This is a genomic window from Maricaulis maris (assembly GCF_003634045.1).
Taxonomy (GTDB): domain Bacteria; phylum Pseudomonadota; class Alphaproteobacteria; order Caulobacterales; family Maricaulaceae; genus Maricaulis; species Maricaulis maris.
On the sequence record NZ_RBIM01000003.1, the window covers coordinates 108,626 to 126,808 of the forward strand.

Sequence of the window (18,183 nt, forward strand, 5' to 3'; positions counted from 1 at the left end):
ACCGTCGTCTGGCCACCCTCGCGGCCGTCAGAGACTTCGACATCATAGGTGAGGGTGACACTCTCACCCTCTTGCAGATAGTCAAACAAGCCGCTGTCGGCATTGAAGGTCCAGCCCAGAGAACCGCCCGAGGCGTAGTCGTCCAAGCTTAGCAGACCATAGAGGTTGCCCGGATTGAGATCGCCCGTGGTGCCCGACAGGGCGACATTGTTGATGTAGCCGTAATGCTGGTCGCTGGTGTCGACATCCTCGAACACGATCGAGCCACCCGTGGTCAGGACCGGCGCATCATTCTCGTCGACCGTGCCCTCGAGCGACGAGTTCCACGGCTCGATATAGGGTGCATCATTCTGGCCGATCACGGTGAAGTTCAGCTCGCAGGCGACAATGCCGCCATCGCCGTCATCGACATTGAAACGGATGGTCAGGATCTCGCTCTCGCCCTCGGCCAGGTCTTCATACTGGCCATAGGGGAAGGTCACCGTGCCATCTTCATAATTGACGTTCGCCGTCACAACCCGGTCCGGATTGTTCGTGGTGGCGACGACATCGGTGACCGTCAGCGTATCGCTGTCGACATCTTGGACACTGGCGAGAAGATTGACCCACAAAGGCTCGCTCTCACCGAAGGAGAACGGATAGCTGCTGAAGGTCGGGAGGTCATTCGAGCCCTCGATGGTGATCGAAACCGTCGTCTGGCCACCCTCGCGGCCGTCAGAGACTTCGACATCATAGGTGAGGGTGACACTCTCACCCTCTTGCAGATAGTCAAACAAGCCGCTGTCGGCATTGAAGGTCCAGCCCAGAGAACCGCCCGAGGCGTAGTCGTCCAAGCTTAGCAGACCATAGAGATTGCCCGGATTGAGATCGCCCGTGGTGCCCGACAGGGCGACAGTGTTGATATAGCCGTAATGCTGGTCGCTGGTGTCGACATCCTCGAACACGATCGAGCCACCCGTGGTCAGGACCGGCGCATCATTCTCGTCGACCGTGCCCTCGAGCGACGAGTTCCACGGCTCGATATAGGGTGCATCATTCTGGCCGATCACGGTGAAGTTCAGCTCGCAGGCGACAATGCCGCCATCGCCGTCATCGACATTGAAACGGATGGTCAGGATCTCGCTCTCGCCCTCGGCCAAGTCTTCATACTGGCCATAGGGGAAGGTCACCGTGCCATCGTCATAATTGACGTTCGCCGTCACAACCCGGTCCGGATTGTTCGTGGTGGCGACGACATCGGTGACCGTCAGCGTGTCGCTGTCGACATCCTGGACACTGGCGAGAAGATTGACCCACAAAGGTTCGCTCTCACCGAAGGAGAACGGATAGCTGCTGAAGGTCGGGAGATCGTTCGAGCCCTCGACCACGAACGTCGCGGTATTGGTGGTCAGGCCGCCGTGATTGTCGCCGACCACATAGCTGATGGTGACCGTCTCCGTTTCGCCGGCCTGAAGGTCGGTGAACTGGTTCAAGTCCAGCTGCACTGCGTCGTAATTGTTCGGATCGAGACCCCAGCTGATCGCCCGGTTCGGGTTGGACGAGGCGACCGACTGGATCTCCTCAATGCCGATCACGTCACCGGTGGCTGTGGCCAACAGATCAACGGAGATGAAGCCGTCATCCTCACTCTGCGCACCGAGATCGATCGCCGTGATCAAGGGTTCATCATCGATACCGGTAATCGTGACCGCAATCGTGCCGGTCGTCGTGTCTGTGCCGTCCGTGGCGGTGTAGGTCAGCGTGACGTCAACGCTCTCCCCTTCCGCCAGATAGTCATAGTCAGCGCCGGGCGTGAGCGAAACCTCACCGGTGGCCGCATCAAAACTGACCGTGCCAGCAAAGTCTCCCGCATCGACCGACTGGAGCGAGATCACATCACCATCAAAATCAAATGCCCCGTCGAGAACGTTGACGATGACCGCATTATCATTCTCGCCGATCGTCGCCGCCTGGTCTTCAACCATCGGACCGTTGTTGCGTCCATCCAGGTAGACGGTCGCATCGTCGAACTGGATGGCCTCGACACCCTCCAGCGTGTCGCGACCATCCGAGCCACGAATTTCCGCCTGATTGCTGTCACCGGTGACCTGCGCATCACGAACACTGCCGCCATAGACAAGCGTGTCATGACCCTGACCACCAATGATGGTGTCCCGACCCGCACCGCCAGACAGGATGTCATCGCCGTCGCCGCCGAGCAGTGTGTCGCGCCCCGCTCCGCCAAAAAGAATGTCGTCGCCGTCATCACCAGACAGGAAATCACTTCCGGCGCCGCCATCAATGACGTCATTGCCGTCGCCGCCCAGCAGGGTGTCGCCGCCGCGCCCGCCGCTGATCTGGTCATCGCCGCTGCCGCCAAGGACAAGGTCGCTGCCGTCGCCGCCGGATATGACGTCATTCCCGCTGCCGCCGGACAGAAGGTCGTTGCCGCCATCACCGCTGATGTCATCATCGCCGGAGCCGCCAAGGACGATGTCATTGCCGCCACCGCCCGAGATGACATCATTGCCACCCAGTCCGAGGATCAAGTCATTGCCGCCACGCCCGTCAATGACGTCATCGCGCCCGGTGCCGAACAACAAATCACTACGCCTGGAACCCTCGATATCGATGCCCGGATTGGCCGGCGCAGCGGCGTTGGCTGCAGACTGTCGTGATTGGTTGTTGGATTTTTTGGTCGCCATGATCATCCGCCGCCTGGGCGACGCCCCCGATTGTCAGCAATGCGCTAACGCAAAATTATCGGCAAACGGTCGGGGAAAGGGGCGGCGACAACAATCGCCCAAATGGGTGGCTCCGGTTTTTCACGCTCTTCTAAAGAACCGAGATCGGCAGAAACGTCTGATTACAATTAACTTATCACAGGAACCGCGGAACAAGCGACGAGGCAGATGCCGGCAAGGTCGCTCCGGCCACTCCCCTATCGGGCGAGCAGAATAAAGCGCCGAATCGTCAGGCGGGAAATTGAGTAGCGCACCGGCATCCGATACCGGGCTCAGCCTTCCAGGCGCTCAAGCCCGCCCATATAGGGCCGCAGCGCTGCGGGAATGGAGATCGAGCCGTCGGCATTCTGGTGGTTTTCCAGCACCGCCACGAGGGCGCGGCCGACAGCGACGCCGGATCCGTTCAGCGTGTGCAGGAAGGCGGGACGCTTCTCGCCGTCCTTGCGGAAGCGGGCATCCATGCGCCGGGCCTGGAAATCGCCACAGGTCGAGCAGGACGAGATTTCGCGATAGCAATCCTGGCTCGGCATCCAGACTTCAAGGTCATAGGTACGGCGGGCGGCAAAGCCCATATCGCCAGTGCACAGCTTCATGACGCGGTAGGGCAATTCCAGCAGCTGCAGCACCTTTTCGGCACAGCCGGTCATGCGCTCCAGCTCGGCATCGCTCTCGTCCGGCGTGACGATGGAGACCATTTCCACCTTCTGGAATTGATGCAGGCGGATCATGCCGCGCGTATCGCGACCGGCCGAACCGGCTTCCGATCGGAAACACGGCGTGTAGGCGGTCATGCGCACGGGCAGATCAGCCTCGGCGTGGATGGTATCACGGGCCAAATTGGTCAGCGGGACTTCAGCCGTCGGGATCAGCCAGCGATCATCCGTCGTACGGAAGAGGTCCTCGGAAAATTTGGGCAATTGCCCGGTACCGAACATGGCTTCGTCGCGCACCATGTAAGGCGGGCTGACCTCTTCATACCCGTGCTCGGTCGTATGCAGGTCGAGCATGAATTGCGCCAGGGCACGCTCCATGCGGGCCAGACCACCGCGAAGGGCAACAAAGCGCGAGCCGGAAATTTCCGCGGCCTTCTTGAAGTCCATCTGACCGAGGCCCTCGCCGAGATCGACATGGTCACGCGGGGCAAAATCCATTGCCCGGGGATCACCCACACGACGCACCTCCTCATTGTCGTTCTCGTCGGCACCTTGCGGCACATCGTCATGCGGCAGGTTCGGCAGCGCGGCGAGATGCTGGTTCATCACCTCGTCGAAATGACGCGCCTGCTGGCCGGACTCTTCGAGGACGGTCTTGAGGCGGTCGACTTCCGCGCGCAGGCGGTTGAACTCGGCTTCATCGCCAGTGGCCTTGGCCTTGCCGATCTGCTTCGACAAAGCATTACGCTCGGTCTCGGCCTCCTGCTGCGTGCCCAGCGCCGCACGGCGGGAGGCATCAAGCTCGATCAGGGTCGCGGATTGCGGCGCCAGGCCACGCTTGGCGAGGCCAGCGTCGAAAGCGTCGGGATTGTCGCGGATGAGCTTGATGTCATGCATGGGTCTGATCCGGTTGCAATGAAATAACGAGGCCGGGCTATAGCCCTGCCCGCGCGCGCCGTAAACCGGATCAGTCCTCTTGGCGCTCGTCTTCTGTGGTCTCGGAGGGCTGCATGAAATGCATGCCGCCGATCGAGATGAAGTAGAGCAGCATCAGCGCCCCGCCGAGCATGATCTGCGAGATCGGGTCGGGCGGTGTCGCAAAGGCGGCAAACAGGGCAATCCCGACAACCGCAAAACGCCAGCCCTTGAGCAGGGTCTTCGCCCTGAGGATGCCGGCCTTGGCCAGCAACATCAGGAAGACCGGCATCTGGAAGGAAATGCCAAAGACCAGCATCAGCGTGGTGATCAGGTTCATATAGTCGGAGACGTTGAGCAGAAGCTCGATCCGTGTCCCGACCAGTTCCGCCGATTGTTCCTGACCGAGCGAAAAGCGCATCACCATCGGCAGGACGAAGAAATAGACGAAACTCACACCGAGGCCGAACAGGACCGGCGACATGGCCAGGAAAGGCGCGAAGGCACCGCGCTCATTCTTGTAAAGGCCCGGCGCGACGAAACCGTAGATCTGCCAGGCGATGACCGGGAAGATGATGATGATCGAACCGACCAGGGAGAGTTTCAACCGGACAAAGAAGAATTCCAGCGGCGCGAAAAAATTCGCCGTCAGGTCCAGCTCTTCAACCGGCACCCCGCGCACGATCGAAGCCGCATCGCGATAGGGCAGCAAGAGCCATTGATAGAGCGTCTCGGAGAAGATGAAACAGCCGATGAAGCCGACCAGCAGGAAACCCATGATGATCACGAGCCGCGAGCGCAGCTCGATCAAATGATCGATCAGCGGCGCGCGGCTTGATTCGACTTCATCATGCTCGATTTCGGCCATCCGGCTCAGCGTCCCTTGATCTGGTCGGCGTGTTTTTGCGGCACCGGCGTGTCCTCGCCGGTCGCGGCTTCGTCGTCCACCCCGGCCGACGTGTCCGCGTCTGCCTGCTCGAGTGCGGCGAGTTTGTCGGCCTTGGCAGCCTCCAGAACGGCCTGGTCTTTTTCAACCTGTTTCATCTTGAGCTGGCGGATATCATCATCCTGCGCAGCGCGGGCGGCCTTGTTCAGCTCGCCACCAATCTCGTTGACCGGATTGGACTGTTTGAGCGCCTCGATCTCGCGACGCAGCTCGGACAGCTCGGTCTCGCGACCGATTTCCTCGAAACTGTTCTGGAAATCCTTCGCCATGGCGCGGGCCTGGGCCATCATCTGACCGACCTTGCGCATCATGACCGGCAATTGCTGCGGCCCGACCACGACCAGAGCGAGGACCAGGACCACCAGCAATTCCGGCATGCCGATGCCGGGGCTCATCGCCTAGCTCCCGGTCTTTTCGTCTTCGCGGGTCTCGGTATTGAGCGCGCCGGCCGGCGTGTCCGATGCCGACTCTTCGCCCTCACCTTCATCATCCTTCAGCCCCTTGCGGAAGCTGGTGATGCCCTTGGCGAAGTCACCCATGACCGAGGCAATCTTGCCGCGACCGCCAAACAGCAGCACCGCAAGCAGGACCACCAGTAGAATTTGCCACATGCCGGGAGCCATTTGCCCCTCCGTCTGAAACGCGCCAATTGGGTCTACTGCGTTTGTCCAGCGCCGTCCAACCTGTCAATCAGGCAGCACCGTCCGGTTCGTCATCGCCGTCCATGAAGTCGACATGGAAGGCATGCGCTTCCTCATCGCTGAGCGGGTCTTCCAACAGGTCCGGCTCGACACTGCGGGTCGGGTCCGGAACCGAGAAGTCCGGCGGCAGGCGGGCATCAAGCAGGCCGGCCGCCTTGAGGTCGGACATGCCGGGCAAATCACCGATCGATTGCAGTGAGAAATATTCCATGAAGGCCTGGGTCGTCCCGTAAGTGACCGGGCGGCCCGGCGTGCGGCGGCGACCGCGCGGTCGCACCCAGCGCAGTTCGAACAACAGGTCCAGCGTGCCACGCGACACCGCAACACCGCGGATTTCCTCGATCTCGGCCCGCGTCACCGGCTGGTGATAGGCGATGATCGACAGGGTTTCGAGCGCCGCCTGGGACAGTTTGCGCGGCTCCTGCTTGACCTCGACCAGCACCTCGGCGAGGTCCGGCGCGGTCTCGAAGCGCCAGCGACCACCAACCTCGGCCAGCTGTACGCCACGCTCGGCGTATTCCGCCTGCAGCTTGCCCAGCAGGTCCTGGACATTCGCTTCCAGCGGCAGGCGACCGATCAGTGTCTCTTCGTCGAGCGGTTCCGCGGCAGCGAACAGGAGCGCTTCGAGAATGCGCAGATTCTGGCGCTCGGTATTGACCGCGAGATGCACACCCAGCGCTTCCGACGCCTCGGCATCCGCAGCAACGCTCGGCCCCTGATGGGCGGCGCGCTCGCGCAAGGCGGAGATCGCGCTGGAAATTGCGTCCTGCGGCTCGTCTGTCGTCGTCTCGTCAGTCATCCTCGGCGCCCTCTTCCCCGGACAGCGACCGCATGAATAGCGGTGCATAGGCTTCATGCTGGCGCAATCGTGCATGGCCCTCCTTGGTGATTTCAAGCGCGGCCAGCATCGAACTGGCCCGCACTGACCGCATCGGAGGTGGATTTGCCCCCAACTCCCCGGCCCCTGGAAGCAGGCTATCCAGTTCTCGCCATTCACTGATTTGCGGCATCAGCGATTCAAGCCGGTCTCTTGCAGTTTCCAGGCCATAAACCTTGGGAGTCGGTGGCCGGTAGACCGAACGCGCCTGCTTGACCCGGCGGCTGGCATAGGCCGACAGCAGATCATGTAGATCGGCTTCGTAGACCACCGAGCGTGTCGCCCGCACCCCTTCCGGCATGCCGCGGACGTGAATATCGGTCGCCAGCAGCGGTCGCGCAAACAAGGCCTCACCGGCCGCCCGCATCGCTTCAAGACGGCGCAGCCGGAAAGCCAGGGCCGCGGCCAGCACTTCCGCCGGCTGGTCCTCCTCATCCTTGGGCGGTTTGGGCAGGAGGAGTTTCGATTTGAGATAGGCCAGCCAGGCGGCCATCACGAGATAGTCGGCGGCGAGGTCGAGACGCTTCTGGCGCGCCGCCTCCATGAAGAGCAGATATTGCTCGGCCAGTTCGAGGATCGAGATCTTGGCGAGATCGATCTTGCGCTTGCGGGCGAGTGCGAGCAGGAGGTGGAGCGGTCCCTCGAATCCGTCGAGATCAACGACGAGCGCATCGGTCTCGGCGTTCTCGGCGGCTTCAAACCGGACGTCTTCCTCGAATTCCTCGCTCACGATGCTCCCGTTTCAGACAGCTTGACCAAGTCACCCAACCCGACGGATCAGGCCGGAAGCCTGTCCAGCCAGTCATTGAGCCGCGATTCGGCCTCGACCGGGTCAAATTCCTCGATCACATCCCGCGCCGCTTCCGCTGCCTCGGCCCGCTCAAGCGCACGACCGGCCAGCGCCGCTGTGCCTTCGGCGACCCCGATCATCTCGCTCATATTGCCATTGCAGTGCAACAGCATGTCGCAACCGGCCTTGATGGACAGTTCGCCACGCTCGCGGAAAGTGCCGCTCAAAGCCTTCATGGACAGATCATCGGTCATCAAAAGACCGTCAAAACCGATCTCGCCGCGAATGATTTTGCCGACCATGTCAGGCGACTGGGTGGCGGGCTGATCCGGGTCGATATCGGCGTAAAGGATATGGGCCGTCATCGCCATCGGGGCGTCATTGAGACCCTTGAACGGGGCAAAATCGGTTTCCGACAACAGGCCGTGCTCTTCCGGCACAACCGGCAGCTCGAGATGACTGTCGGCCCGAGCCCGGCCATGACCGGGAATATGTTTGATGATCGGTGCCACACCGCCCGCCATCAATCCGTCCATAGCAGCCCGGCCCAGATGGATGATCGGCTCCGGCGTCGTCCCGAAGGCGCGATCACCGATAATGTCGTCAGCGCCCTCAATCCGGAGATCCGCGACCGGCGCACAATCGACATCAACCCCGATCGTGCGCAGCTCATGGGCCAGCAAGCGGTGATTGGTGCGCGTCGCCTCGATCGCCAATTCCTCGTCGACGAACCAGAGATCGGCAAAGCGCTGGGCCGCCGGCGCGGCGCGCCAGGTTGGTGGCCGCAGACGGGCAACACGGCCGCCTTCCTGGTCGATCAGGATCGGCGCATCCCGGCCGACGCAATCGCGCAATTCCAGCGTCAGGCGCGACACTTGCCGAATGCTGTCGATATTGCGGGCAAAGAGGATGAAGCCCCACGGATCGATATCGCGGAAAAAGGCTTTCTCGTCCGGGCTGAGCTTGGTCCCGCCGAGCCCGTAGATCACCGAAGCAATGGTCATCGCCGCGCCACCAGACAGTCCTGACCACGCGATTGCAGGGTCGTGCAGAAACTCACCGCATCACCGCGCTCGCCAAAGGCGGCAATGCGCAGGCGGTGATAGGTGCCGCGCCCTTCGATCTCGACCGAGGCGACGTCTGGTGCCATGCCGGCGGAGATGTCCGAGAAACGGGTGCGGAAAGCGACCCAGGCGGCCTCGGCGTCCGCTTCGGTGCGGAAGGACGCAATCTGCACCACCCAGCTGCCGGACAGGTCGACACCAGCGGTCGCCGTGCCTGCCGGCGTGTCAGGACGGGTATCGACGGGCGCCGGGTCCGGTTGGCGGGCCGGTTGCTGCACCTCGATTTCCGGTTCCGGATCGGGCTGGCGTTCCGGGCGCTGCGGCGCCTGGCGCGGCGTCGCATCTGGCAATTCCGCGGTCTCGATCGGTGCATTTGCGGACGCATCATCGGCGTCAACCTGCTCGACACGAAGCGCCGGACGGCTGGTTTCTTCCAGCGGTTCTTCCGGCCCCGGACGGACGGAGACCGGATCATCGGCCCCGTCTTCGCCGGTCAACCGGTCATAGACTTCCAGATTGGTATCGGGCGTCTCTTCGCCGCCAGGGTCGACGGGACGCTCGCGATAAGGTTCCTCGTTGGGAATGAGGCGCGGCGCGCCATCGCGACCGCTATCGCGCAATCCCTGATTATAGGCGCTCCAGACAACACCGAGGAACAGCACGAAGGCCGCCAGCGCCGTGGTCAACAGGAGCAGCCCGCGCCGGGCATCCTCGTCACGCGCATCAAAGGTGGCGAATTCGTCGGCGGGAGGGGCATAGGCCCCGATCCGGCTTTCCTCGTCCTGGTCTGTCATAAAATCCGGTTCTCACACTTGCCCGGCGGCCACGCGAATCGCGACCCGCCGCAACACGATAACACTGCGGTCGATATGCCCTTACCGCCGCGACAGTTTAGAAATACCCCTGCACGGTGAAAAGCCGTCTGTGCTCTTCCACTGCAAAGCGATCTGTCATTCCGGCGATATAGTCACAAACGCCACGCGCCGTCTGCGCCGTTCCGGCCCCCGTCATGCCTGCCTGCACATCGCTGGGCAACACGCCGGGATCGCCGAGATAGAGGTCAAACAAGTCGCTGGTCACCCGCCGCGCCTGACTCATCATCCGGTTGACCTTGTAGTGCTTGTACATGTGGGCGAAGAGATGGCGGCGCAGCGCCGCCAGATGCATCAGCATCGGCTCGGAGAAAGCGACGACCGGATGGTCGAGTTCGCGCAGGGCCTGGGCGTCGTCGGGTTTGGCAAGGTCGAGCCGGCGGCGGGTCTCGGTGAGCACATCCTCAACCATCACCCCGATCAGCTCGCGCACGGCCTCATGCACGATGATCGCCTGCGGCTTGTCCGGCCAACGCGACCGGACCCGGGCGAATATCTCACCGACGAGGGGCAGGTCCAGCAGCGGCTCCATTTCCAGCAGGCCGGAGCGCAAACCGTCATCAATGTCGTGATTGTTGTAGGCGATATCATCGGCCAGCGCCGCGATCTGGGCTTCCAGGCCGGCATGCGTGGCGAATTCCAGCTCACGCCAGCCGTCATAATCGGTGAAGGCCCAGGGCAGGTCGGCCTCGCCCTGACCGGCCGTCAAAAGCGGGCCATTGTGCTTGACCACACCTTCCAGCGTCTCCCAGGTGAGGTTCAACCCGTCGAATTCAGGGTAGCGGACTTCCAGCTTGGTGATCACGCGCAGGGTCTGGGCGTTGTGATCGAAGCCGCCGAAATCCTTCATCTTTTGCGCCAGAACGCGTTCACCCTCATGGCCGAAGGGCGGATGACCGAGATCATGGGCGAGTGCCAGGGCCTCAGCCAGGTCCTCATCGCCGCCCAAGGCCCGCGCCAGGGTGCGAGCGATCTGTGAGACTTCCAGCGAATGGGTCAGACGGGTGCGGTATTGGTCGCCCTCATGGGCCACGAAAACCTGGGTCTTTTCCTTCAACCGGCGGAAAGCCGCCGAGTGGATGATGCGGTCGCGATCGCGCTGGAAAGCATTGCGCATCGCACTGTCAGGCTGGGGATAACGGCGGCCGCGCGATTGCGAGGGATGGCAGGCATAGGGCGCGCGGGTACGGTCGGTCGCGGCAATGATCATGTCAGCGGGGCCTTTTATCCGCGCGGAGGGAGGTCCATATAGGACGACACAGGTACAAAACCAAAGGCCCCGTCGGGGCAAATACAGGCTTCATCATGTCCGCCAATGTCACCCTCTCGGCCTCGGCCGCGAAACAGATCAACGCCATCATCGCCAGCCAGGCCTCGGCCGGCCTGTTGCGGATCGGCGTGGTCGGCGGCGGCTGCTCCGGTTTTTCCTACACGTTCGACCTGGATGAGGCGGTCAATGGCGACGACATGGTCATCGAACGTGACGGCGCCAAGGTCGTCATAGACGAAGCCTCCCTGCCCTTCCTCGACGGCTCGGAAATCGACTATGTCGACGAATTGATCGGTGCCAGTTTCAAGATCCACAATCCCAACGCCACAGCGGCTTGCGGTTGCGGTACGAGCTTTTCAATCTGAGCTAGTCGGCGGCGTTCGGCATTGGAAACCGGTCCGGCAGTGGAAACAGCGCCGGCAGGGCTTCGGCAAGCGCCCGGTCACCGGTGACCGCGACTGCGCCATCGGCCTCCAGCGCCGCGAGCGGCACCCCGCCATAGATGAAGCCGGCCAGCGCCGGCCCCTCCCCGGTCATCACCACATCCGGCGCATCGAACTCGCCCGGCGCAATCTCCAGCGCGCCGTCGGCAATGCGGCAGGCGAGCCGGGTATGGCCGATAATGAAGTTCAGTCGGCCGCGATAGGCCTTGCCGCGTTCGGCATCGAACATGGTGCGCAGCGACAGCATGAAGGACGCAGCCGAGAAGGCCTGGGTCGGATCATGCCAGGGTGAACGTGCGGCCCACCGCCCCAGGACCTGAAAGATCGGCTCGCTCTCGCGCCCCCAGTCGGTGAGTTCGTAGACGCGCGATGCCGCCGGCGGCGGTAATTCGCGGCGCTGGATGATGCCGGCCAGCTCCAGCCCTTCAAGCCTTTGCGTCAGCACATTGGCGCTGATGCCCGGCAGCGAGGCGCGGATATCGGTAAAGCGGCGCGGGCCGGTATGGAGTTCGCGCACAACCAGCATGGCCCAGCGCTCACCCAGCAATTCCATCGCATGGGCAGCGGCGCAGGCGTCGTTATAGCGTTTGGCCGGGCGAACAATGTTCATTTAGTTATTTTTTCTAACTTCGATGTTGCAATTTATAACTCGGCGCGGCAGTCTGGTCAAAGTCGCATGAGGGACGACCAACAAACAGCCCGAACACCACAGGGACACTCAACCATGACTCAGATGATTTTCGTCAATCTTCCGGTCACCGATCTCGACCGGTCGATTGCCTTTTACACCGCCATCGGCGCCGTCAACGAGCCGCGCTTCAGTGATGACACCGCCGCGATGATGGTCTTGTCGGATACGATCAGCATCATGCTCCTGACCCACAAGCGCTTCGCCGACTTCACTGATCGCACCATCATTGATGCCCACAGCCAGGTGCAGGTGCTCAACTGCCTGTCGCGGGAAAGCCGCGAAGCGGTCGATGAGATCCGACAGGCCGCCATCGCCGCCGGCGGCACGCCCGACCCGACCCCGGTGCAGGAGCACGGCTTCATGTATGGCCGCAGCTTTGCCGATCCGGATGGCCATATCTGGGAAGTGATGTGGATGGACATGGCCGCCGCCGAAGAGGCGATGGCCGACACGCAAACTCCCGAACCCGTTTAGCAACACAGGAAACCAGCCATGACTTATGTTTCAGGACTTGTCGCTGCCGTGCCCAATGCCAACAAGCAGGCCTTCATCGACCATGCCAGGATCGCGGCCGAAATCTTCCGGGAATTCGGCGCGATCAAGATCGTCGAAAACTGGGGCAATGATGTCCCGGATGGCGAAGTGACGTCCTTCCCGATGGCGGTCAAAAAGGCCGACGACGAGACCGTGGTCTTTTCCTGGATCATCTGGCCGGACAAGGCGGCCTGCGACAAGGCCATGCAGGCGATGATGGAAGATCCGCGGATGGACCCGGAGAAAAATCCGATGCCGTTCGACGGCAAGCGGATGATCTTCGGCGGTTTCGATACGGTATTGGAGGTTTGATGTGACGCAGGTTGCCACCTGTCTCTGGCTCGATGGTGATGCCGAAGCGGCGGCCCGTTTCTATGTCTCGCTGTTCGCGCAGGCCGAGATGGGCGATATCCAGCGGCTCAATGTCGACACGCCCGGTGGTGTGAAGGCCGGCGAAGCGCTGGCGGCCTCCTTCACCCTCGCCGGCACGCCCTACATGCTGCTCAATGGCGGCCCGCACTTCACGCTCAGCCCGGCGGCCTCGATCATGGTCACCTGCACGGACCCGGCCGAACAGGACAGGCTGTGGGACGCGCTGTTGGACGGTGGCACGGCGATGCACTGCGGCTGGCTGACCGACCGCTACGGCGTCAGCTGGCAAATCATCCCGGACGGGCTGCAGGCCCTGCTGGCCGATCCCGACCCGGATCGGGCCCGGCGCGCAACCGAAGCCATGATGGGCATGGTCAAGCTCGACCTGCTCGCCATGCAGGCCGCCGCCCGCGGCGACTGACCGGGCAAACCAGCTCCCGCGCTCCCCGGCACTAACGGGAGGTCGGGGCTTCAGACCGGTGCATGCGCCCGCATGCCCGCGATGAAGCCCCGGCATTTCCGCCGACTTCCACCACTGACGCCTTTACGCCACGGCGAACCCGCTTACTCTCCCCGGCACAATGACGGGGACGACATGAGCAGCTCTTTTTCCGATATCGCCCGGCGCCGCATCTCGACACGCGCCTTTCTCGACACGCCGGTCAGCGAGGCGGAGATACGCGACATACTCGACACCGCCCGCTGGGCTGCGTCCGGCGGCAATCTCCAGCCCTGGACCGTCCATGTCGTGACCGGCAAGGCGCGCCAACGCATCATCGACACGGTCCGCATGCGCCTCGAGGTCGATCCGTTCGGTGACGAGAATGATTTCGGTGCCTATCCGAAATCACTCTGGGAACCCTTCCGCACCCGCCGCCACGCGCTGGGCGAGCAGATGTATGAGACGATGGGGATTGATCGCGACAACAAGGCGGCGCGGCTCAACCACCTGTTGAAGAATTTCGAATTCTTCGGCGCCCCGGTCGGCCTCTTCTTCAGCCTCGACGCCCGCATGAACCCCAATCAATGGGGGCATCTGGGCATGTTCATCATGTGCGTCATGCTGGCGGCCGAGGAAAAGAGGCTGGCGACTTGCGCCCAGGAAGCCTGGATGACCCGTTGGAAAACCGTCGGCGCCGCTATCGGTCTGTCACCGGAGGAGCGGATCTGGTGCGGCATGGCGCTCGGTCATGCTGACCCGGATGCGGCGGTGAACACGCTGCGCTCGGAACGCGATGCGGTCGACAGCTTCACCACCTTCCTGGAACACTGAGCCTATTCGGCGAGGATCGCTTCGAAGGCGGTCCGCGCCTCGGCCCCGGCGACCGCCTCGAACACGTCCAGCATTTGCGGGGTCGTCGAGACACGCGCTTCCATCGCGGCCTGGATAAAGCGCTCAAACGCCTCACGCCCGATCAGCGCCTCAGCACGGGAGAGGGCGAGCGGCCCTTTTCGATAGGCGACCAGATAGGGCGGACGCTCGGTCGTTGCGGGCGTCCACACAGGCGGCAACGCTACTGATGCCGTGTCGAGCTGGGTCTGATAGCGGGCCAGGCGCTCCTCGAAAGCTGTTTCCCCGAGCGCATCGCGCATGCCCATGATGGCAACATAATCGGCGAAGCTCTCATTGAGCCAGTTCTCGACCGTCATCGCATTGCCATGGCTCCAGTAATGGCCCAGCTCGTGGCAGATGAACTGGGTCAGGCTGGCCTCGGAACTCTCCGCGATATCCGTCAGGGCAATCAACGTACCCCGCGAATACCCGCCCTCATTACGGCTGGTCACGACGATCGACGCGTCCGGCAAAGGTCCGGCCGGGCCCGACAGCGTGTTGAGATAGCTGGTGCAATGATCAAGCGCCGCCACCGCCGCCCCGATATTCGCGCCGGCTGGATCGCGGGTGTCGTAAATGGCATAGCCCGGCGCGGCATGACGCTGATAGTCAGCCATCAATGTGAAGGCGAGATCGAGCGTGGGCGTTTCCTGGACGACCTGGAAGCCACCCGGTACGCGCTCGATCGACTGCATGGCGACCCCGGCCCATTCGCCGGGCAACCATACATCCAATTCCGCTGTCATCAGGGCATCAAAGCCCGCATCAAATGGCAGCCAGAAACTGTCGACCGTGAATTCGACCTTGCGTGTATCCAGCGTGTTGATCGCCGTTTCAGGGGGCTCCGGAAACAGTGCTCCGGCATACCTCACCTGGACCTCGCGCGCCTGCCCCTCGGCTTCGGGGTGCAGCATCACCGTGTAGGCCCGCATGGGTCCGTTGAAACCATCAACCAATTGGCTTGAAACGGATCGGACCCTCACGCCACTGATTTCCGCCTCGCCGAACGCCGCATTGAGGAACAGGGTCAATTCGGACCGTTCGCCATCATTGACCGTCAACGTCCAGTCGGCGTCCAACATGCCGGTTTCCGGGCTGAGCCGGAGGTCCCCGTCATAGTGGTAGCTGGCCTCTTGGGCCGATGCGGCCGAAGTCAGACCGATAATGATGGCGGCGCTGGCCGTCCGAATGGCGTGTTTGACTGGCATGATGCTCCCCGGCTTGTTGTCAGCCAAGGGATGCGGCAACCGGCCGGATCAGATGCAAACGGGATCGCCTACCAAACGCCGCCCGGCACCATTTCATCAGCGTCCTGCCGCGAAATCCGCTGGAATTCGATCTGCATGACAACCTCCCCATCCTCGCTGGTGACGACGGAATACCCGTCCGGCCCGGTGATCTCCATCACCGTCGAGAAGACGCGTTCCTCCCCATCCTGCCCGCGATGGGTCTCGTCGGGAAAGAGCATGCGGTCGCCATCAGGTGTCATCGTGCCGTCGGACACGCCGCCGATGGAATTGTAATAGCGATAGGTGATCACCTCCGCTTCGGCATCCCAATGATAAAGCGTCTCGCCGCGATAGACATCTGCACCTTGCGGCACGGCGTGCACATCACGCAGATACTGGCCGCCATAGACCGGCTCGTAACAATGCACGTCGAAGGTCTCCGAGCCGGGAAACACGCCGGTCCAGCAAGACCCGGCGAGAAAGGCGAGCGGCATCAATTCCTCGCGCAGGACAGGCGCGTCATCCGCACCGGCGTCCTGCGCCTGACCGGTCGAGACCAGCAGCATCACACCCAATCCCGCGCTCAAAACCTGTCTGTGCATCTGCCGCGCTCCTGCGTCTTTTCTCGTCGCCGAAACGGGTTAGGCTGCGCGCTCAATCGCCAACCAAGACCCGTGATCCATCATGACCCTGACTATTGCCTCCTGGAACGTCAATTCCGTCAAGGCCCGCCTGCCCAATGTGCTGGACTGGCTGAGCGAGGCCAAGCCGGATATCGCCTGCCTGCAGGAGATCAAGACGGTGGATGAGGGCTTCCCGCGGCTGGAGATCGAGGATCTGGGCTATAATATCGAGACCCACGGCCAGAAGTCATACAATGGCGTCGCTATCCTCTCGAAACATCCGATCGAGGAGGTCCGCTGCGGCTTACCAGGCGATGAGAGTGACGAGCAGGCGCGCTATATCGAGGCGGTGATCTCGGCCGAAAGCGGCCCGGTGCGCGTCGCCTCGATCTATCTGCCGAACGGCAATCCGGCGCCCGGTCCGAAATACGACTACAAGCTGGCCTGGATGGAGCGCCTGCGTTTACACGCCAAGGACCTCCTGGCCTTCGAGGAACCGCTCATCCTGGCCGGCGACTATAATTGCATCCCGCGCGACAGTGATTGCTGGGACATCGCCGAATGGGAGCGCGACGCGCTTGCCTTGCCGCAAACCCGTGCCGCCTTCCGGGCGCTGAAATGGCTCGGCCTGACCGAGGCCTTCGAACAGCTCGACGGGCGTGGTCACCAATACACTTTCTACGACTATCAGGCCGGCCGCTGGAATAAGGGCCATGGCATCCGCATCGACCACTTACTGTGCTCGCCGCAAGCCGCTGACCGGCTGGAAGGCATCGAGATCCACACCAAGACGCGCGGCAAGGAAAAGGCCTCCGACCACATTCCGATCGTCGGCAGTTTTTCTCTTTAGGCGCCGTTTGCGGCGGCGATCCCTTTGACCGCCCCCTTCGGGCACGGTGTCGAAGGCCGGCAGCCCGTGTGCCACCAGCCCCCATGCCGCCGCCGGGCTCGCAGGGACCGTCCGCATCGGTGCGCCCCGCCTCTCGCCCCTGTGACGAAATTTTCGCCCAATGCCTGCTTGGGTCGTGTATGGTCAGGGTGAGGGACCTGCCTGCACGGACGAACACATGCGAATTCTTCTGATTTCGACCTTTACCATGGCTCTCTATGTCGGCCCGGCGGACAGCCAGCCTCCGGAGTCCGAACCCGCCCCGACGCAAGCCGAACACGCCGAAACCGACGAGGCGACCAGCTCGGGCCGGCTCCACGCCCGGGCCGCCCAGCGCATGGCGCGGGCGCGGCATAATTCGGACAGTGCACCCGGGCCGGATCGCCGGCGCAGCGGCCTTCCGGTCAGCGACACAGTGGTGAACCAGCCCGCCATCGACCCCGACCCGGATCGGTAAGATGTTTCGCCTGATCGCGTGTTGCCTGTTTTTCCTCACCCTCCCCGCCCCGGCGCACGGTGACAGCGATGCCCGTCCGGTCGATCATTTCACGCTGCGCGAAGCGGCTGATTTTTCCAAACAGGTCGAGCGCGAACTGGCCGAACGCGGCGCCTATATTGCGCTGGTCTTCCGCTCCGGACGGCCGCGCGACGACTTGCCCGACGGGGTGCGCTACACCCATGCCGCCTTCTGGGTCTATGGCCCGGTCACCGAGTTTGACGGGTCACAAGGGCATGGCTACGCCGTCTATAATCTCTACCATGGCCAAGCCGACCCGACCCGGTCCTACCTCGCCCAGGACTGGCCACTGGACTTCATGCGTGGCGACGCGGTCGGTGAAGTCGGGGTGATCATCCCCAGTGAGGCCATGCAGATCCGCCTGCTCGATGTGCTGGCCTCGGACCAGTATGACAATCTGCACCAGCCTGCCTATTCCCTGCTCTCCAACCCGTCTGACCTGCGCTATCAGAACTGCACCGAATTCATGCTCGATGTGATCGCAGCCGCCGCTTGGCTGACCGATGACCGCACCCGCATCAAGATCAATCTCGACGCCTATTTCGCCCCCACCCTCGTCCGCCTTGGCTGGTGGCAACGCCTGACAGCCGGCTGGTTCGACCCGCGCATCCGCCTTGACGATCAGGCAAGCGGACCGGTCGAGATCGCAAGCTTCACCTCGATCGCGGATTTCATGCTGGCGTTTGAGTTGGCGGAGGAAAGTTTTGAGATCCAAGCCGGGTTCGGGGAGTAAGGCCGGGC

The 18,183-nt window shown here is 62.6% G+C and carries 21 protein-coding genes; 8 read left to right on the forward strand and 13 right to left on the reverse strand.

From position 1 onward, the window contains the following. The 10 genes from C7435_RS17100 to C7435_RS06550 all read right to left on the reverse strand — a co-directional run. Window positions 1–2,684, reverse strand: a 2,684-nt coding sequence (locus C7435_RS17100) for a tandem-95 repeat protein (protein ID WP_170150364.1), incomplete at its 3' end; no start/stop codon positions are given. Between the two features lie 311 nt (window positions 2,685–2,995). After that, a complete protein-coding gene (gene serS / locus C7435_RS06510; RefSeq protein WP_121210499.1) occupies window positions 2,996–4,273 on the reverse strand; it encodes a serine--tRNA ligase in 1,278 nt (425 codons plus the stop codon). 70 nt (window positions 4,274–4,343) lie between these two features. Then, window positions 4,344–5,159, reverse strand: a complete 816-nt coding sequence (gene tatC, locus C7435_RS06515; RefSeq protein WP_121210500.1) for a twin-arginine translocase subunit TatC — start codon at window positions 5,157–5,159, stop codon at window positions 4,344–4,346. 5 nt (window positions 5,160–5,164) lie between these two features. Continuing rightward, the gene (gene tatB, locus C7435_RS06520) at window positions 5,165–5,632 is read right to left on the reverse strand and encodes a Sec-independent protein translocase protein TatB (protein WP_121210501.1); all 468 of its coding nucleotides are present in this window, start codon (window positions 5,630–5,632) and stop codon (window positions 5,165–5,167) included. 3 nt (window positions 5,633–5,635) lie between these two features. Then, a complete protein-coding gene (locus C7435_RS06525; protein WP_075190518.1) occupies window positions 5,636–5,860 on the reverse strand; it encodes a twin-arginine translocase TatA/TatE family subunit in 225 nt (74 codons plus the stop codon). Between the two features lie 67 nt (window positions 5,861–5,927). Continuing rightward, the gene (scpB, locus tag C7435_RS06530) at window positions 5,928–6,737 is read right to left on the reverse strand and encodes an SMC-Scp complex subunit ScpB (protein WP_121210502.1); all 810 of its coding nucleotides are present in this window, start codon (window positions 6,735–6,737) and stop codon (window positions 5,928–5,930) included. Then, window positions 6,730–7,545, reverse strand: a complete 816-nt coding sequence (locus C7435_RS06535; RefSeq protein WP_075190516.1) for a segregation and condensation protein A — start codon at window positions 7,543–7,545, stop codon at window positions 6,730–6,732. Before C7435_RS06535 ends, scpB begins: the two co-directional genes overlap by 8 nt. Before the next feature lie 47 nt (window positions 7,546–7,592). After that, window positions 7,593–8,609 carry a beta-N-acetylhexosaminidase gene (gene nagZ / locus C7435_RS06540; RefSeq protein WP_121210503.1) on the reverse strand — a complete coding sequence of 339 codons (1,017 nt, stop codon included), beginning with the start codon at window positions 8,607–8,609 and terminating at the stop codon, window positions 7,593–7,595. After that, a complete protein-coding gene (locus C7435_RS06545) occupies window positions 8,606–9,463 on the reverse strand; it encodes an SPOR domain-containing protein (RefSeq protein ID WP_121210504.1) in 858 nt (285 codons plus the stop codon). The genes nagZ and C7435_RS06545 overlap by 4 nt, the downstream gene beginning before the upstream one ends. Before the next feature lie 97 nt (window positions 9,464–9,560). Continuing rightward, on the reverse strand, window positions 9,561–10,751 hold the full coding sequence (locus C7435_RS06550; protein ID WP_121210505.1) for a deoxyguanosinetriphosphate triphosphohydrolase: 1,191 nt from the start codon (window positions 10,749–10,751) through the stop codon (window positions 9,561–9,563). A gap of 95 nt (window positions 10,752–10,846) precedes the next feature. Here C7435_RS06550 and erpA point away from each other — a divergent pair, with 95 nt between their 5' ends. Further along, window positions 10,847–11,176 (forward strand): iron-sulfur cluster insertion protein ErpA, encoded by a 330-nt coding sequence (gene erpA, locus C7435_RS06555; protein ID WP_121210506.1) that lies wholly within the window; start codon window positions 10,847–10,849, stop codon window positions 11,174–11,176. A 1-nt stretch (window position 11,177) separates the two neighbouring features. Here the strand turns inward: erpA and C7435_RS06560 are convergent, their stop codons facing one another. Then, window positions 11,178–11,864: a winged helix-turn-helix transcriptional regulator gene (locus tag C7435_RS06560; protein ID WP_233350697.1), complete on the reverse strand. Its 687-nt coding sequence runs from the start codon at window positions 11,862–11,864 to the stop codon at window positions 11,178–11,180. Between the two features lie 114 nt (window positions 11,865–11,978). Here C7435_RS06560 and C7435_RS06565 point away from each other — a divergent pair, with 114 nt between their 5' ends. The 4 genes from C7435_RS06565 to C7435_RS06580 all read left to right on the forward strand — a co-directional run bounded on the left by C7435_RS06565 (window position 11,979) and on the right by C7435_RS06580 (window position 14,124). After that, a complete protein-coding gene (locus C7435_RS06565) occupies window positions 11,979–12,419 on the forward strand; it encodes a VOC family protein (RefSeq protein ID WP_121210507.1) in 441 nt (146 codons plus the stop codon). Between the two features lie 18 nt (window positions 12,420–12,437). Then, the gene (locus C7435_RS06570) at window positions 12,438–12,791 is read left to right on the forward strand and encodes a DUF1428 domain-containing protein (RefSeq protein WP_121210508.1); all 354 of its coding nucleotides are present in this window, start codon (window positions 12,438–12,440) and stop codon (window positions 12,789–12,791) included. 1 nt (window position 12,792) lies between these two features. Beyond that, complete coding sequence (locus C7435_RS06575) at window positions 12,793–13,272, forward strand: VOC family protein (protein WP_121210509.1); 480 nt, start codon at window positions 12,793–12,795, stop codon at window positions 13,270–13,272. 174 nt (window positions 13,273–13,446) lie between these two features. Then, window positions 13,447–14,124, forward strand: a complete 678-nt coding sequence (locus tag C7435_RS06580; RefSeq protein WP_121210510.1) for a nitroreductase — start codon at window positions 13,447–13,449, stop codon at window positions 14,122–14,124. Between the two features lie 2 nt (window positions 14,125–14,126). On the opposite strand, the gene C7435_RS06585 is transcribed toward C7435_RS06580, so the two are convergent. After that, the gene (locus C7435_RS06585) at window positions 14,127–15,392 is read right to left on the reverse strand and encodes a M1 family aminopeptidase (protein ID WP_121210511.1); all 1,266 of its coding nucleotides are present in this window, start codon (window positions 15,390–15,392) and stop codon (window positions 14,127–14,129) included. Between the two features lie 68 nt (window positions 15,393–15,460). Continuing rightward, the gene (locus C7435_RS06590; protein ID WP_147422644.1) at window positions 15,461–16,015 is read right to left on the reverse strand and encodes a hypothetical protein; all 555 of its coding nucleotides are present in this window, start codon (window positions 16,013–16,015) and stop codon (window positions 15,461–15,463) included. Between the two features lie 82 nt (window positions 16,016–16,097). Here C7435_RS06590 and C7435_RS06595 point away from each other — a divergent pair, with 82 nt between their 5' ends. The 3 genes from C7435_RS06595 to C7435_RS06605 all read left to right on the forward strand — a co-directional run bounded on the left by C7435_RS06595 (window position 16,098) and on the right by C7435_RS06605 (window position 18,175). Then, a complete protein-coding gene (locus tag C7435_RS06595) occupies window positions 16,098–16,886 on the forward strand; it encodes an exodeoxyribonuclease III (RefSeq protein ID WP_121210513.1) in 789 nt (262 codons plus the stop codon). Between the two features lie 217 nt (window positions 16,887–17,103). Continuing rightward, window positions 17,104–17,382 carry a hypothetical protein gene (locus tag C7435_RS06600; protein WP_147422645.1) on the forward strand — a complete coding sequence of 93 codons (279 nt, stop codon included), beginning with the start codon at window positions 17,104–17,106 and terminating at the stop codon, window positions 17,380–17,382. Window position 17,383: 1 nt separating this feature from the next. Next, window positions 17,384–18,175, forward strand: coding sequence for a DUF2145 domain-containing protein (locus tag C7435_RS06605; RefSeq protein WP_121210515.1), 792 nt, complete (start codon window positions 17,384–17,386; stop codon window positions 18,173–18,175). Window positions 18,176–18,183 lie beyond the last annotated feature (8 nt).

What these genes read in the sequence shown, in the direction of transcription:
- C7435_RS06550 (WP_121210505.1), bottom strand. Translation starts at nt 10,751, where the DNA reads ATGATCATTGCCGCGACCGACCGTACCCGCGCGCCCTATGCCTGCCAT.
- C7435_RS06565 (WP_121210507.1), top strand. Translation starts at nt 11,979, where the DNA reads ATGACTCAGATGATTTTCGTCAATCTTCCGGTCACCGATCTCGACCGG.
- serS (WP_121210499.1), bottom strand. Translation starts at nt 4,273, where the DNA reads ATGCATGACATCAAGCTCATCCGCGACAATCCCGACGCTTTCGACGCT.
- erpA (WP_121210506.1), top strand. Translation starts at nt 10,847, where the DNA reads ATGTCCGCCAATGTCACCCTCTCGGCCTCGGCCGCGAAACAGATCAAC.
- C7435_RS06600 (WP_147422645.1), top strand. Translation starts at nt 17,104, where the DNA reads ATGCGAATTCTTCTGATTTCGACCTTTACCATGGCTCTCTATGTCGGC.
- C7435_RS06585 (WP_121210511.1), bottom strand. Translation starts at nt 15,392, where the DNA reads ATGCCAGTCAAACACGCCATTCGGACGGCCAGCGCCGCCATCATTATC.
- C7435_RS06590 (WP_147422644.1), bottom strand. Translation starts at nt 16,015, where the DNA reads ATGCACAGACAGGTTTTGAGCGCGGGATTGGGTGTGATGCTGCTGGTC.
- C7435_RS06605 (WP_121210515.1), top strand. Translation starts at nt 17,384, where the DNA reads ATGTTTCGCCTGATCGCGTGTTGCCTGTTTTTCCTCACCCTCCCCGCC.
- scpB (WP_121210502.1), bottom strand. Translation starts at nt 6,737, where the DNA reads ATGACTGACGAGACGACGACAGACGAGCCGCAGGACGCAATTTCCAGC.
- tatC (WP_121210500.1), bottom strand. Translation starts at nt 5,159, where the DNA reads ATGGCCGAAATCGAGCATGATGAAGTCGAATCAAGCCGCGCGCCGCTG.
- nagZ (WP_121210503.1), bottom strand. Translation starts at nt 8,609, where the DNA reads ATGACCATTGCTTCGGTGATCTACGGGCTCGGCGGGACCAAGCTCAGC.
- C7435_RS06580 (WP_121210510.1), top strand. Translation starts at nt 13,447, where the DNA reads ATGAGCAGCTCTTTTTCCGATATCGCCCGGCGCCGCATCTCGACACGC.
- C7435_RS06545 (WP_121210504.1), bottom strand. Translation starts at nt 9,463, where the DNA reads ATGACAGACCAGGACGAGGAAAGCCGGATCGGGGCCTATGCCCCTCCC.
- C7435_RS06595 (WP_121210513.1), top strand. Translation starts at nt 16,098, where the DNA reads ATGACCCTGACTATTGCCTCCTGGAACGTCAATTCCGTCAAGGCCCGC.
- tatB (WP_121210501.1), bottom strand. Translation starts at nt 5,632, where the DNA reads ATGAGCCCCGGCATCGGCATGCCGGAATTGCTGGTGGTCCTGGTCCTC.
- C7435_RS06525 (WP_075190518.1), bottom strand. Translation starts at nt 5,860, where the DNA reads ATGGCTCCCGGCATGTGGCAAATTCTACTGGTGGTCCTGCTTGCGGTG.
- C7435_RS06570 (WP_121210508.1), top strand. Translation starts at nt 12,438, where the DNA reads ATGACTTATGTTTCAGGACTTGTCGCTGCCGTGCCCAATGCCAACAAG.
- C7435_RS06560 (WP_233350697.1), bottom strand. Translation starts at nt 11,864, where the DNA reads ATGAACATTGTTCGCCCGGCCAAACGCTATAACGACGCCTGCGCCGCT.